The organism is Flavobacterium sp. 9 (assembly GCF_002754195.1).
Taxonomy (GTDB): domain Bacteria; phylum Bacteroidota; class Bacteroidia; order Flavobacteriales; family Flavobacteriaceae; genus Flavobacterium.
On sequence record NZ_PEEU01000001.1, the window covers coordinates 5,379,126 to 5,394,083 of the forward strand.

Sequence of the window (14,958 nt, forward strand, 5' to 3'; positions counted from 1 at the left end):
AATAGAAAAGTGAGATGTAAATTGATTTACATCTCACTTTTTATATTAAAAGTATTTAGGATTAAGAGATTAACTTAATTTTTCTTAATATCTAAATGGTAAAATTTTTTAAACTTTTTCCTTTAAAGCGATTGCATCAATATCGCTGTGCGAAACATCGTAAACAGCTTTTCCGTTTTTGATTAGAATAAGTTGTGGAGATTCGTGATAAACGTTGAATTTGTTAGCAATTTCATTAGAGATATCGCGATGGGCAATTAAATCTAAAAAGTAAGCATCAACGGTTTCATTCAAATCAAATTCGCGTTCAAATTGTTTCAAAGCCATTCGGCTAATGCTGCATCTTGTGCTGTGTTTGAAAATTACAACAGGTTTTTCATTAGATAAAGCTTCTATTTCTGATAATTGAGCTAAATCAGTTAATTCTGTCCAGTTTACATTGCTTTTTGGAGAATCTGTATTCTCTGAATTTCCGAAGATTGAATTTAAAAAACTCATATTTTGGCGTGTTTTTATGACTTTTTGGCGTTAAAAATTGGTTAAAAGCTGATTTTTAGCGACATTTTGTCTGTATTTTTAGTATGGAATATATTTTGAAAGATCTGAAGCAAAGTTATATCATTTAAAGTTAAAAATTTAATCCAATAAATTGTAATTTTAATGGTATCGAAATTTATTAAGTAAAATCAATCATAAATCACATACATATGAACATAAATAAATTTACAATTAAGTCGCAGGAAGCCATTCAGCTATCACAGCAATTGGCCCAACGCAACGGACAGCAACAGATAGAAAACGAACACATTTTTAAAGCTATTTTTGAAGTAGATGAAAATGTGGCGCCGTTTATTTTGAAAAAGCTGAATGTTAATGTTCCGTTGTTTTTACAAATATTAGACAGTACAATTCAGAGTTTTCCTAAAGTTTCAGGAGGAGATATTATGCTTTCCAGAGACGCAAACAAAATGCTGAATGAAGCTGAGATTATTGCTCAGAAAATGAACGATGAATATGTTTCTATCGAACATTTAATTTTGGCAATTTTCGATTCAAAAAGTAAAGTTTCACAAATTTTAAAAGATCAGGGAGTTACAGGAAAAGGTTTAAAAGCTGCTATCGAAGAACTTCGTAAAGGAGAAAGAGTAACATCGGCATCAGCTGAAGAAACTTATAATTCCTTAAATAAATACGCTAAAAACTTAAATGAATTAGCACGTACCGGAAAACTCGATCCAGTTATTGGTCGTGACGAAGAAATCCGTCGTGTGCTTCAGATTTTAACGCGTAGAACAAAAAATAACCCAATGTTAGTTGGAGAACCGGGAGTTGGTAAAACAGCTATTGCCGAAGGTTTGGCTCATAGAATTGTTGATGGCGATGTGCCTGAAAACTTAAAAGATAAAATCGTTTTCTCACTTGATATGGGAGCGCTTATTGCGGGTGCGAAGTTCAAAGGAGAATTTGAAGAACGTTTAAAATCAGTTGTAAAAGAAGTTACCGCTGCCGAAGGTGATATTGTTCTTTTTATAGATGAGATTCATACACTTGTTGGTGCAGGTGGAGGAGAAGGCGCAATGGATGCTGCAAATATTCTGAAACCAGCTTTGGCTCGTGGTGAGTTGAGAGCGATTGGAGCAACGACTTTGGATGAATATCAAAAATATTTTGAGAAAGATAAAGCCTTAGAGCGTCGTTTCCAAAAAGTTTTAATTGATGAACCGGATACAGAAAGTGCAATTTCTATCTTACGTGGAATCAAAGAAAAGTATGAAACGCATCATAAAGTTCAGATAAAAGACGAGGCAATTATTGCAGCAGTTGAACTTTCTCAACGTTATATTACGAATCGTTTTTTACCGGACAAAGCCATCGATTTGATGGACGAAGCAGCTTCGAAACTGCGTATGGAAATCAATTCAAAACCAGAAGAATTAGATGTTTTGGATCGTAAAATCATGCAGTTAGAAATTGAGATTGAAGCCATTAAACGTGAAAAAGAAGAAAGCAAATTGAAGATCCTACGCATGGATTTGGCGAACTTAAAAGAAGAACGCAACGAAATCTATGCAAAATGGAAATCTGAGAAAGATGTTGTTGACGGAATTCAGGCTGTAAAATTAGAAATTGAAGATTTTAAATACGAAGCAGAACGTGCAGAACGTGACGGAGATTACGGAAAAGTAGCCGAAATTCGTTACGGAAAAATTAAAGAAGCGCAAGAACGTCTGGATGTTTTACAGAAACAATTGCAAGAATATCAATCTGGTAATTCTTTGATTAAAGAAGAAGTAACCCGCGAAGATATTGCAGAAGTTGTAGCAAAATGGACCGGAATTCCAGTAATGAAAATGCTTCAGACAGAAAGAGAAAAACTTTTGCATCTTGAAGACGAATTACACAAACGTGTAGTAGGGCAGGAAGAAGCGATTGAAGCGGTGAGTGATGCCGTTCGTAGAAGTCGTGCAGGTTTACAGGATTTGAAAAAACCGGTTGGAACTTTCTTATTTTTAGGAACAACAGGAGTTGGTAAAACTGAGCTTGCAAAAGCTTTGGCAGAATATCTTTTTGATGACGAAAATGCGATGACACGTATCGACATGAGTGAATATCAGGAACGTCACAGTGTAAGCCGTTTGGTTGGTGCGCCTCCAGGATATGTTGGTTATGACGAAGGTGGTCAGTTGACTGAAGCTGTGCGCAGAAAACCGTATTCTGTTATTTTGTTAGATGAGATCGAAAAAGCGCATCCGGATACTTTCAATATTTTATTGCAAGTTTTAGATGAAGGTCGTTTGACAGACAACAAAGGGCGTTTGGCTGATTTCAAGAATACAATTATCATCATGACATCCAATATGGGAAGTCAGATTATACAAGAGAAATTTGAGAATTTTAAAGGAAGTATTGAATCTGTGACTGAATCTGCAAAAGTGGAAGTTTTGGGATTATTGAAACAAACCGTACGTCCGGAATTTATAAACCGTATCGACGAGATTGTGATGTTTACGCCTTTAACGGTCGATAATATCTCTAGAATTGTGAGTTTACAACTTAAGAGCGTTACAAAAATGTTGGCCTTACAAGGTATTACAATGGATGCTACGCCAGAAGCAATCAAGTATTTGTCAGACAAAGGTTACGATCCGCAGTTTGGTGCAAGACCGGTAAAACGTGTCGTTCAAAGAGAAGTGCTGAATCAATTGTCGAAAGAAATTTTGGCTGGAAACATCACTACAGACAGTATAATTTTGATTGATGCTTTTGATGGACAATTGGTTTTTAGAAACCAAACTCATATAGAGAAATAATTTATTGCAGACATACAGATTAGTACGTCTTTATAAGCTAATAAAAACACCATTCGTTGCGGCGAATGGTGTTTTTTTATGCTTAAACGCGAACCAAAATTCGAAAATAATATAACTTTTTTTTAAAGTAATATAAAATAATCCCAAATAAAGTCTTGACCTTTACAGTACTGATTTAACGATCAATCAAAAGAAAGATAATCTTAATTACAAAACGATGAACAATATTTTTAGAGGATTAATAGCAGGTTACGGCGCTAAGAAATTAGGCGGAGGATGTTTTGGAACTATTTTAGTTTTCATAATTATATGGGTGCTTTTAGGACAATGCAGTTAATTTTTAGTTAGAAAAATCAACAAAAAGTCTTAGATTAGCACTAATAAATAACCAAACTTACGAATTATACTGGATGCTAAAAGTCAGTGAATTACGTAGTTTTTTAAAATTAAAAAAGTATAATGGCATCAGGTTTTTTCGTACTATTAGACGATATCGCAGCAATTATGGATGATGTTGCAGTAATGAGTAAAGTTGCAGCAAAAAAAACAGCAGGTATTTTAGGAGATGATTTAGCAGTAAATGCTGAAAAAGCTTCAGGATTTGCTTCATCCAGAGAACTTCCGGTATTATGGGCAATCAGCAAAGGTTCACTTCTTAATAAAGTAATCATTTTGCCGATCGCGTTTTTATTAAGTGCATTTTTTCCAGTTGCAATCATTGTAATCTTAGTACTTGGCGGACTTTTTCTTGCCTATGAAGGAGCAGAAAAAATCTACGAATTTGTATTCCCGCACGAACACGAAAAATCAGAAGGAATTACTGATGAAGTTTTAACCGAAGAACAAATTCTGGAAGCTGAAAAAGGAAAAGTAAAATCAGCTATTGTAACTGATTTTATATTATCTGTAGAAATCGTAATTATTGCCCTTGGAACCGTAATTGGCAAACCAATTGCACAACAAATTGTAGTAGTTTCAATAATTGCTATAATTGCAACAATTGGAGTTTACGGCATCGTTGCGCTTATCGTAAGAATGGATGAAGCTGGATTTAAACTAATTCAAATTAGCAAAAAAGACAAAAGTGTATTTAAATTTATCGGAAACATATTGGTAAAAGCGCTTCCATTAGTAATTAAAAGTTTGACTGTTATTGGTACAATCGCATTACTTTTGGTCGCTGGCGGAATATTCGTGCATTACATTCCGTTTTTCCATCATTACGTTCCGCAATTGCCATTACCTTCAATTATTAAAGAATTTGTGATTGGACTTGCTCTTGGACTTGTAGTTTTGGCAATCGTAAATCTGATCAAAAAGATACTTCCAAAGAAAGCTTCAGCAGAATAAACTCATTATAAAATTATTCAGAAACACCATTCGAAAGATTGGTGTTTTTTTTTGGAGCAAAATAATCAGTTCCAAAAGCCCACCAGTCCCGTCATTCACTATATCTTTTTTTCCGCAAAAGCGGCAAAAAAAGGATGCCGTTTCTACCGGGGCTATGCGATAATTTTTAATTTTCATAAGAAATAACTGTAGTTGCGTAAAATTTTTTAAATAAATAATCTTTTGATTTACAATGATTTAATTGTTTTTGCTGTTTTTTTAACATTTAGGCAAAGCAACCAAAGCAACCTATCTGCATCTTCATAGTAATTAACAATTAATTATAATTTTATATGAAAAATTTTAAACTTAAATCAGTTTTAGTAGTATTATTTTTAGGAATTGCATTAACTTCATGCAGCAGCGACGATGATAAACCAACTCCTCCTCCTACATCAAATACAAAAATTTCTTTTGTATCTGCAGTTACAGGACCGGCAACAGGAAAAGTAAATGACGAATTAAGCTATGAGGCAACTTATACTCCTGAAACTGCTTGTGGTGTATTCAGTAAATTTACAGAAGTGTCAATTGGTGCATCAAAAGGATTTGGAGTTGAAGTTAAATATCCTGCAGAAGTTTGTACACTACAAACTCCACAACCTCAAAAAGCGGTTTATAAATTTAAAGCGACAGCAAAAGGAACTTTTGAAATTAAATTTCAGAAATCAGCAACTGAATTCTTAATTCAAAAAGTGGTTATAAACTAGTTTTTTAGTTGATAAATTTTTAGGTTAGGAACCATTTTATAAATATTAGATTCTGTCAAGGAATAAGATATTTGTAAAATGGTTTTTTTTTAAGTGAGTCACATTCTAATTATTGTAAACGTTTGTTTATAATCTTAAAAAGATAAATTTTACATCTTGTGATTTTGCGAGCAAACAGTAAAGACTATTTTTAAGCGAACTTTGCGTAAATCTTTGCGAACTTCGCGGTTGATAACAACACTTTGTCATTCCTCTAAAAATTACTATTTTTGCACTCTAAATTTTATGTCATGCCGAAAAGAAAATATAAAATCGCCGTTATTCAGTTAAATCTAAATGACGTTGCCGAAAATAATCTAAAAAAATGTATTAGTTGGGTAAAAGACGCTGCCAATAAAGGCGCAGAAGTTATCTTACTTCCGGAATTATATAGCAGTCATTATTTTTGTCAAAGTGAAGATGTAGATAATTTTGCTTTAGCAGAACCACTTTACAGTACTTCGTTTATTGCTTTTAGTGCTTTGGCAAAAGAATTAGGAGTAGTGATTATTGTTCCTTTCTTCGAGAAAAGAATGGCGGGAATCTATCACAATAGTGCGTACATTATTGATACTGATGGAACAGAAGCTGGTTTATACCGTAAAATGCACATTCCGGACGATCCACATTTCTACGAAAAATTCTATTTTACGCCAGGTGATTTAGGATTTCAGGCAATTGAAACTAAAAAAGGAAAAATTGGAACTCTAATTTGTTGGGATCAATGGTATCCTGAAGCAGCTCGTATTACTGCTTTAAAAGGTGCCGAAGTATTGTTTTATCCAACAGCAATTGGTTGGCATCCAAAAGAAAAAGAACAATACGGAGAAAACCAATATGGCGCGTGGATGAACGTTATGAAAGGTCACGCTGTTGCAAATGGAGTTTTTGTTGCCGCTGCAAACAGAATTGGTTTAGAAAAATATATTGAAGGAACAGAAGGAATTCAGTTTTGGGGAGCTTCGTTTATTGCAGGTCCGCAAGGTGAAATTTTAGCTCAGGCTTCTCACGATCAGGAAGAAATTCTAATTGCAGAAGTTGATTTGGATTTGCAAGAAAATGTGCGTCAAAACTGGCCGTTTTTCAGAGACAGAAGAATCGATGCTTTTGGAGATATTACAAAAAGAGCGATAGACTAGTTCAGTCAATTTATAAATACAAAAAAGGACGAAATTTATATTTCGTCCTTTTTTTGTAAGCTTCGGAGAAGCGAAATATTTATAGCAAAAAATAAAAGTTTACAATATAAAGCTCCAGCGGAGGGATATGTATTAGATTGAAAAAAAGATGTCGCTCCGCTGGAGCTTTTTTTATTTGTTTTATTCAAGTTCTATAAAAATTTTGCTCCGCTGGAGCTTTAAATAAGGTATTGAAAATCTAGATTTTTTAAAACTCTGAGAATATTTATAATTTATAACAAAAAAGGAGCAACTTCAAATTTGAAGTTGCTCCTTTTTATTCTTATTAATAATAAGATTATTTTACTTGGAAAGTAACTCTTCTCACGATTTGACGTGCTTCTTTAGATTTTTTATTCACAGAAGTGTCTTCACCATTTGCAATTACATTCAATCTTGAAGCATCGATTCCAGCATTTTCTGCTACTTTTTTCACAGCTTCAGCTCTTTTTCTTGATAATTCAATATTGTAACTAGAATTTCCAATTTCGTCAGCATAACCAATAATATCGGCAGTTTTACCAGGATTGTTTTTCAAGTATTTCACTAAGAAATCAACACCGGATAACGAAGCATTTGTTGGTTTTGAAGAATTAAAATCAAAATAAACATTTACATATCCACCGTTAATCAATTCTTCAACAGTATTGTTTGTTGCGCCTTCGCTGCCTTTTTTAGCATAAGTTTTATCTAAATAACTTTCTAATTCATCAGGAACTCCATTTTGATTGTTATCAATAGATTGTCCTTTAGTATTTACAGCAACTCCTGAAACAGTATTAGGTTCTAAATCATACAAATCAGCAACACCATCTTTATCAGTATCAATAAGATTAGTTTCAATTGTAGTAACTCTATCTTCCAATTTATTTAATCTTTCATTGTCTTCTGAATACCAGTCTGCATGTTTTTCGTTTTTACCTAAGTAGAAGGTCAAACCAACAGAAGCATTTAATAATACTCCTTCTAACGAACTATTATTTGGAATTCCATGCCCATCAAAGTTATGGTTTTGTCTTCCGTTAATAATTCCCGTTAAATCTCCGGTTAAAGCAACTCTATTGCTTAATCTAACTTGTCCAGTTAATCCCATGATTCCATGAGCCATGTAATCTTTTCCATCAAAACCATCGTCGTTACTCAATTGAGAAACACCAAAACCACCATGCGCTAATAAACCAAAAGTGTTCGTCCATGTTTCAAAGTTTAAAGCTCTACCAAGGTTAACAACTCCTTGTAAACTTGCTCTGTAATATTTGCTGTCGAACTCAGGTGTGTCATTGCGTTCCTGAAGTTGATCATAACCAACATCCAGTTTTAATCCAAATTTAGGATTAAACATATATCTCACACCTAAATCTGTGTGAAAAAGACCAAAGGTTTCGCTGGAATAACCAGGAGTCATTGATCGCATTGGTTTGTTTACACCACCATTTAATTCAATAGACCATTTATTGTATGCAGGTTGATCAACTGAAGATTGAGTTGAAGTAGTGGCCATATTTTGAGCATTTGCTGCAAATGATAGTAATACGAGGGATAGGGAAGCTAATTTCTTTTTCATGATATCTAAATTTAATTCGGTTTTTATTTTAAACTCATGACAAAATTATGCGACACATTTTAGAATGCGTTCTATAGCCTCTTACATAATTCCCACCTTTTAGCTTTTAATTATGTAAATAAGTTAAAATAAGCACAATAAAAGACAAAAAAAAAGGATAAAACTAATGTTTTACCCTTTTTTGAAATATCAAATGTGAAAATTATTTTAAATCCGGCTGAAAGATTTTTATCGTTCCGTCGCCTTCACTGCTAACTACTAATAAACTTCTTTTTGTTGGACTTTTAGAAGCCGGAATAAAAAGAATTCCTTCTGGAGCATCACCAGTTTTTACAGTTTGCAAATATTGTGGAGAAGCAGGATTTGTTACATCATAAGTCATAAAAGCATCAGATCTTTCTAAACCAACAAATAGAATATTTTGAGTTCCCATTTTAACAGCAACTACAGCTTCTGGCTCAGAACCCTTATCATCACTACGTTTGTCATCATAAGTTCCTAATTCCTGAGTCTTTTTGTCTACATCATTTTTACTGTCAAAAACAATTTTACCAGTGTTTCCATTCCAGATAGAGAAAGAACGAGCACCAAAAGCTACTAATTCATCTAGATCTCCATCACCGTCAGAATCTCCCATATCAGTAATAAGATTAAGTCTTCCTAAGTTTGGCTCTAGTTTTAAAGTTGCAGCATCAGGAAAAACAGTTGCGTCTAACTTCATGTCTTTCATTCTTTTAATATCTGAATAAGCAGTATATTCTCTTGCGTCACCTTCGTTTGCAGTAACAAAATATGGAGTGTCATTTGCTGTAAAATGGCTAATTCCGTCAGGCATATACATACCTTTAACTTTCCATGGATTAAAAGCAATTTTGTCATCTTTATCACTTACGTCAATTGCATTAGCAGCAGTATTGAAATCTTTAAAACCTAAAGGATAAATTGCAGTAATAGTTTTAGATGTTAAATCTACTTTTGCAACACCATTATTTTCTTGTAAAGTTACCCAGGCAGTTTTAGAATCATCAGAAATAGTTACATATTCAGGCTCGATATCCTGAGCAAAACTTTTTGCATATTTCGAAATTCTAAAACCGTCTTTTTGTAAAGTTGCTGCCTGAGCGCTAAAAGACTCAAAATTTAAAGTCGTAACGGCATAACCATTTGCAACTTCAATTATAGAAATACTTCCGTTTGGATCCTGCAAATAATCTGTGCTTGGTTCTCCTTCATTAGCAGTCATAATAAATTTTCCGTCAGGCGAAAAAGTAATCATGTCAGGCAATGCGCCAACTGTAATTTGTTTGACAAGACTTAAATCGCTGGTATTAAAAACAACAACTTTTCCGTTTCCTTGTTTGTTAACCGTTGATTCTAAAGCCACAGCAAGTTTTCCGTCAAAAACAGAAACACTGTTTGAAGCGCTTTCATATGGAGTTAAATCTATTTTACCAATTTTGGTTGGTTTTGTAGGATCAGATAAATCAATTACATCGATTTGATTTGTTCCGCTATTGTTTACTGTAAAAAGTTTTTTTGTTTTTTCGTCATATGCAGAGATTTCTGCAGCTCCTTCGCCTCCAATTGTAATCGAACCGATTTCTTTAAAAGTTGCAGGATTTTCGTTGCTTCCAATTTCTGGTTCGTTTTTTGAATTTTCATCATTATTACAACTTACCATAATAGATAAAGCTGCTAGTAATGTGATGCTTAGTTTTTTCATTTTAATGTTTTTTAGTTTTGCCAAATTTAATTCGCAGAACTTCGTCCTATATTAAGCCTTCATTATTTAATCTTTAACTTAATTTTTATCAGATATTTTGGCATAAATCCAATTTGATTTCATTGTACTATTTTATAATCCTCCCGAATGCTTATCTTTGTACACTTTTAAATTTTAGAACCTCTTTATGTCAAATAATAGAAGATTTCCAGCAGAATGGGAAAAACAACAAGGAATCGTATTGTGTTTTCCGCATAATGGTAACGACTGGCCAGGAAAATACGAAGCAGTTCAATGGGCTTTTGTAGAATTTATTAAAAAAGTAGCCACTTTTGAAACTGTTTTTTTGGTCGTAGCCGATGAAAAATTAAAAGAAAAAGTTGCTGAAATGCTTGAAAGAGCACGAGTAAATATTGCAAATGTTTCTTTTATTATTCATAAAACCAACAGAAGCTGGATGCGTGATTCTGGACCAATTATTGTTAAAAATGGTTCGAAAAGAGAGGCTTTAAACTTTAATTTTAACGGTTGGGCGAAATATAAAAACTATCAATTAGATAAATTTGTTCCGGGTAAAATAGCTGATTTTATTGATGTTCCTTTAACACAAGTAATGTACAAAGGAAAACCGGTTATTGTAGAAGGCGGTGCAATTGATGTAAACGGAAAAGGAACTTTATTAACCTCAGAAGAATGTTTGATGCATCCTTCAATTCAGGTTCGAAATAAAAACTTTACTAAAGAAGATTACGAAGCTGTTTTTAAAGAATACTTGGGAGTTACAAACGTAATTTGGCTTGGAGATGGAATAGAAGGTGATGATACGCACGGTCACATCGATGATTTATGCCGATTTGTAAACGAAGATACGATTGTAACAATTGTAGAAACAGATAAAAACGACTCAAATTACAAACCATTACAGGATAATTTGAAGCGTTTGCAAAATGCAAAACTTGAAGACGGAAAATCTCCAACAATTGTTGCATTACCAATGCCAAAACGTGTAGATTTTGAAGAATTAAGATTACCGGCGAGTTATGCGAACTTCTTAATCTTGAATAATTGTGTTTTGGTTCCAACTTTTAACGATAGTAATGATAGAGTTGCACTAAATATATTGTCAGAATGTTTCCCAGACAGAGAAGTAATCGGAATTAGTTGTATCGATTTTATCTGGGGATTTGGGACATTACATTGCTTGAGTCAACAGATTCCAGCTTAATATTAGCCACGGATTACACAGATTAAAAGGGTTTTTGCAGGTTTCTTTAATTCTTTAAAGTGGTTTTGTCAGGCTGAGCGAAGTCGAAGCTTCGCAAAGTTTTAAGTTAATAATTTTTTGAATAGACTCCTGCTTTAGCTGGAGGTCAAAATAAAGTCAATATAAAGGGCTTTAGCCAAATTCTTATTTTGGCTAAAGCCTTTTTTTTTGTTAGCATACAATACCTCCAGCTAAAGCGGGAGGCAATTCAAATAAAACTTTGCGACTTTGCGTCTTTGCGCGATTAAAAATAAAAATCTGCGAAAATCAGTTTAATCTGTGGTAAAAAGGCATAAAAAAACCTTGGCGATAACCAAGGTTTTATATTTTCTATATCTCTTCAGATATTTTATCTTCTCTTCAAGCTCTCACAAAAGGAGCTAATAATTGGCTTGAAACTTCTCCAAAACCAATACGAACTTCATTGCTTTCGCAGAAACCTCTTATAATAACAGTATCATTATCTTCGATAAATTTACGTTCAGTTCCATCTTTTAGCTTAATTGGGTTTTTCCCGCCCCAAGTTAATTCTAACATAGAACCAAAACTATCAGGAGTTGGACCAGAAATCGTTCCTGAACCCATCATGTCACCAGAATTTACACGACATCCGTTTGAAGTATGATGCGCTAATTGTTGTGCCATTGACCAATACAAATATTTGAAATTTGATTTAGAAACAATAGTTTCTTCTTGGTTTTCCGGTTGTATTGAAACTTCTAAATGAATATCGAATGCCTTTTTTCCTTTAGTTTGTAAATAAGGAAGCGGCGTTGGATCTTGTTTAGGACCTTTAGTTCTAAAAGGTTCCAAAGCATCCATCGTTACAATCCAAGGAGAAATTGATGTTGCAAAGTTTTTGGCCAAGAATGGTCCAAGAGGCACATATTCCCATTTCTGAATATCGCGCGCGCTCCAGTCATTCAATAAAACCATTCCGAAAATGTAATCTTCGGCTTCATGATTTGGTATGTTTTCTCCCATTACGTTTACATCTGTAGTAATGAAAGCAGTTTCAAGTTCAAAATCTACTGAACGGGAAGCACCAAAAACAGGTAATTTTTCCCCATTTGGTAAAGTTTGTCCCATTGGTCTGTGAACCGGAATCCCAGACGGAACAATAGTTGAGCTTCTTCCGTGGTATCCTACCGGAATGTGTAACCAGTTTGGAAGTAAAGCATTTTCCGGGTCGCGAAACATTTTTCCTACGTTAGTCGCGTGCTCTTTACTAGAGTAAAAATCAGTGTAATCACCAATTAAAACAGGCAATTGCATCTCGACATCGTCAATTTTAAAAATAACAATATCGCGATCTTTTGTTGAATCTCTTAGCTGTGGATTGTTTTCGTCGAATATATCAGCGATACGATTTCGAACGAGACGCCATGTTTTTTTTCCGTCAGAAATAAAATCATTTAGCGTGTCCTGCATGAACATATCATCGGTTAAATCTATTCCTTCAAAATAGCTTAATTGTTGTAAAGCCCCTAAATCAATGGCATAATCGCCAATTCGCGTTCCTACTGTAACGACATTTTCTTTAGTAAGAAATACACCGAAAGGAATATTTTGAATAGGGAAGTCACTATTTTCTGGTACTTCTAACCATGATTTTCTTTTGGTATCGTTGGCGGTTATTGGCATGTGAATGTTAATTATTTGTTGAAAAATTCTATGTCAAATATATCATAATCTAACAGTTTGACAAACGTTTTTTTGTATTTTTGCAGGAAATTAACGAAAAACGAAAAAATGCAACGCGACGAACAAATTTTTGACCTTATACTAGAGGAACAAGACAGACAAATTCACGGATTAGAACTTATCGCTTCAGAGAATTTTGTAAGTGATGAGGTAATGGAAGCAGCTGGTTCTGTTTTAACTAACAAATATGCAGAAGGATATCCTGGCAAAAGATACTACGGCGGTTGCGAAGTAGTTGACGTTATTGAGCAAATTGCAATTGACAGAGCCAAAGAATTATTTGGTGCTGAATATGCAAACGTACAGCCTCACTCAGGTTCTCAGGCAAATACTGCAGTTTACCACGCATGTTTAAATCCTGGTGATACTATTTTAGGTTTTGATTTATCGCACGGTGGTCACTTAACTCACGGATCTCCGGTAAACTTTTCAGGTCGTTTATACAAGCCTGTTTTTTACGGTGTAGATGCTGAAACTGGTCGTTTAGACTATGATAAAATTCAGGAAATTGCTACTAAAGAGCAACCAAAATTAATCATCGCAGGAGCTTCGGCTTATTCTCGTGATATGGATTTTGAGCGATTCAGAGTAATTGCTGATAGTGTAGGAGCAATCTTATTTGCTGATATTTCTCACCCTGCAGGTCTTATTGCAAAAGGATTGATGAATGATCCAATTCCACATTGTCATATTGTTTCTACAACAACTCACAAAACATTACGTGGACCACGTGGAGGTTTGATCTTAATGGGGAAAGATTTCGAAAACCCACAAGGATTAAAAACTCCAAAAGGAGAAATCAGAATGATGTCTTCATTATTAGACCTTGCTGTTTTCCCAGGAAATCAAGGTGGACCATTAATGCATATTATCGCTGCTAAAGCTGTTGCTTTTGGTGAAGCTCTTAAAGATGAGTTCTTTACATATGCAATGCAATTACAAAAAAATGCAAATGCTATGGCAGATGCTTTTGTAAAAAGAGGATACAAAATTATTTCTGGCGGAACTGATAACCACATGATGCTTATTGACTTAAGAAATAAAAATATTTCTGGTAAAGAAGCTGAAAATGCATTAGTAAAAGCAGAAATCACAGTAAATAAAAACATGGTTCCATTTGATGATAAATCACCATTTGTAACTTCTGGAATTCGTGTTGGAACAGCTGCAATCACAACTCGTGGTTTAGTTGAAGAAGATATGGAAACTATCGTAGCACTAATCGATAAAGTACTTGCTGATCACACAAATGAAGCAGTTATTGAAGAAGTAGCAAACGAAGTAAACGAAATGATGAGCGAAAGACCAATTTTCGTATACTAAAAAATAAAATTTAAAACTTAATTGTTTTAAGTTTCAGGTTTCAAGTTTAAAGTTTTGTGCCGCGTAAAAAAACGTAAAGCAAAACTTTAAACTTTTTTCGTTCCTAAAAGAACCTGAAACGTGAAACTTGAAACAAAAAAACTATAAAAGAATGGGCGTATTAAGATTACAATTACCAACAGATCCAAGATGGGTAAATATTGTAGAAAAAAATATTGAAGAAATCCTGACAGACCACGCTTGGTGCGAGCAAAAAGCAGCAACAAACGCAATAACTATTATTACGAATAACTCAGAACATCAGGATTTGGTTAAAGATTTATTGGCTTTAGCCAAAGAAGAAATCGATCATTTTGAGCAAGTTCACAATATCATTATCAAAAGAGGATTAAAACTAGGACGCGAGCGCAAAGACGATTATGTAAATGAACTTTATTTATATATGAAGAAAAGCGGAGACGGAAGCAGAGTTTCAGGTTTGGTAGAAAGATTATTATTCTCGGCAATGATTGAAGCAAGAAGTTGCGAGCGTTTCAAAGTTTTATCAGAAAACATCCAAGACGAAGAATTAGCCGTTTTCTACAGAGAATTAATGGAAAGCGAAGCTGGACATTACACGACATTCATTACATACGCCAGAAAATACGGAGTAGGAATCGACGTTGAAAAACGTTGGAGAGAATGGCTTGCCTACGAAGAATCAATTATCACAAACTACGGAAAAGGCGAAACGATTCACGGATAAGAATTTTT

General features: G+C 34.1%; 11 protein-coding genes. 7 read left to right on the forward strand and 4 right to left on the reverse strand.

All coding sequences use genetic code 11. The annotated features are described in order from the left end of the window. Window positions 1-108 precede the first annotated feature (108 nt). Window positions 109-498 (reverse strand): bacillithiol system redox-active protein YtxJ, encoded by a 390-nt coding sequence (gene ytxJ, locus CLU81_RS22510; RefSeq protein ID WP_099711865.1) that lies wholly within the window; start codon window positions 496-498, stop codon window positions 109-111. Window positions 499-707: 209 nt separating this feature from the next. Between ytxJ and clpB the strand changes: the two genes are divergently transcribed. From clpB to CLU81_RS22535, 4 genes are all read left to right on the forward strand, one after another. Continuing rightward, window positions 708-3,311 (forward strand): ATP-dependent chaperone ClpB, encoded by a 2,604-nt coding sequence (clpB, locus tag CLU81_RS22515; RefSeq protein ID WP_099711866.1) that lies wholly within the window; start codon window positions 708-710, stop codon window positions 3,309-3,311. A 459-nt stretch (window positions 3,312-3,770) separates the two neighbouring features. After that, entirely contained in the window at window positions 3,771-4,661 is an 891-nt protein-coding gene (locus CLU81_RS22520; RefSeq protein ID WP_099711867.1) for a DUF808 domain-containing protein, read from the forward strand. Window positions 4,662-4,993: 332 nt separating this feature from the next. Next, on the forward strand, window positions 4,994-5,410 hold the full coding sequence (locus CLU81_RS22530; RefSeq protein ID WP_099711869.1) for a hypothetical protein: 417 nt from the start codon (window positions 4,994-4,996) through the stop codon (window positions 5,408-5,410). 290 nt (window positions 5,411-5,700) lie between these two features. Next, complete coding sequence (locus CLU81_RS22535) at window positions 5,701-6,588, forward strand: carbon-nitrogen hydrolase (RefSeq protein WP_099711870.1); 888 nt, start codon at window positions 5,701-5,703, stop codon at window positions 6,586-6,588. Window positions 6,589-6,925: 337 nt separating this feature from the next. Here CLU81_RS22535 and CLU81_RS22540 read toward each other — a convergent pair whose 3' ends face one another. Continuing rightward, window positions 6,926-8,191, reverse strand: coding sequence for an OmpA family protein (locus CLU81_RS22540; protein WP_099711871.1), 1,266 nt, complete (start codon window positions 8,189-8,191; stop codon window positions 6,926-6,928). Between the two features lie 202 nt (window positions 8,192-8,393). After that, entirely contained in the window at window positions 8,394-9,914 is a 1,521-nt protein-coding gene (locus CLU81_RS22545; protein WP_099711872.1) for a choice-of-anchor I family protein, read from the reverse strand. A 187-nt stretch (window positions 9,915-10,101) separates the two neighbouring features. Here CLU81_RS22545 and CLU81_RS22550 point away from each other — a divergent pair, with 187 nt between their 5' ends. Next, entirely contained in the window at window positions 10,102-11,139 is a 1,038-nt protein-coding gene (locus CLU81_RS22550) for an agmatine/peptidylarginine deiminase (RefSeq protein WP_099711873.1), read from the forward strand. Window positions 11,140-11,538: 399 nt separating this feature from the next. Here CLU81_RS22550 and fahA read toward each other — a convergent pair whose 3' ends face one another. Continuing rightward, complete coding sequence (fahA, locus tag CLU81_RS22555; RefSeq protein WP_099711874.1) at window positions 11,539-12,822, reverse strand: fumarylacetoacetase; 1,284 nt, start codon at window positions 12,820-12,822, stop codon at window positions 11,539-11,541. A gap of 108 nt (window positions 12,823-12,930) precedes the next feature. Here fahA and glyA point away from each other — a divergent pair, with 108 nt between their 5' ends. After that, window positions 12,931-14,205 carry a serine hydroxymethyltransferase gene (gene glyA / locus CLU81_RS22560; RefSeq protein ID WP_056251471.1) on the forward strand — a complete coding sequence of 425 codons (1,275 nt, stop codon included), beginning with the start codon at window positions 12,931-12,933 and terminating at the stop codon, window positions 14,203-14,205. Between the two features lie 151 nt (window positions 14,206-14,356). Beyond that, window positions 14,357-14,950 carry a tRNA-(ms[2]io[6]A)-hydroxylase gene (locus CLU81_RS22565; RefSeq protein ID WP_055097892.1) on the forward strand — a complete coding sequence of 198 codons (594 nt, stop codon included), beginning with the start codon at window positions 14,357-14,359 and terminating at the stop codon, window positions 14,948-14,950. Window positions 14,951-14,958: the final 8 nt, after the last annotated feature.

Bases quoted from the DNA above. Each gene is read 5' to 3' on its own strand.
- ytxJ (WP_099711865.1), bottom strand. From the start codon at position 498: ATGAGTTTTTTAAATTCAATCTTCGGAAATTCAGAGAATACAGATTCT.
- clpB (WP_099711866.1), top strand. From the start codon at position 708: ATGAACATAAATAAATTTACAATTAAGTCGCAGGAAGCCATTCAGCTA.
- CLU81_RS22520 (WP_099711867.1), top strand. From the start codon at position 3,771: ATGGCATCAGGTTTTTTCGTACTATTAGACGATATCGCAGCAATTATG.
- CLU81_RS22530 (WP_099711869.1), top strand. From the start codon at position 4,994: ATGAAAAATTTTAAACTTAAATCAGTTTTAGTAGTATTATTTTTAGGA.
- CLU81_RS22535 (WP_099711870.1), top strand. From the start codon at position 5,701: ATGCCGAAAAGAAAATATAAAATCGCCGTTATTCAGTTAAATCTAAAT.
- CLU81_RS22540 (WP_099711871.1), bottom strand. From the start codon at position 8,191: ATGAAAAAGAAATTAGCTTCCCTATCCCTCGTATTACTATCATTTGCA.
- CLU81_RS22545 (WP_099711872.1), bottom strand. From the start codon at position 9,914: ATGAAAAAACTAAGCATCACATTACTAGCAGCTTTATCTATTATGGTA.
- CLU81_RS22550 (WP_099711873.1), top strand. From the start codon at position 10,102: ATGTCAAATAATAGAAGATTTCCAGCAGAATGGGAAAAACAACAAGGA.
- fahA (WP_099711874.1), bottom strand. From the start codon at position 12,822: ATGCCAATAACCGCCAACGATACCAAAAGAAAATCATGGTTAGAAGTA.
- glyA (WP_056251471.1), top strand. From the start codon at position 12,931: ATGCAACGCGACGAACAAATTTTTGACCTTATACTAGAGGAACAAGAC.
- CLU81_RS22565 (WP_055097892.1), top strand. From the start codon at position 14,357: ATGGGCGTATTAAGATTACAATTACCAACAGATCCAAGATGGGTAAAT.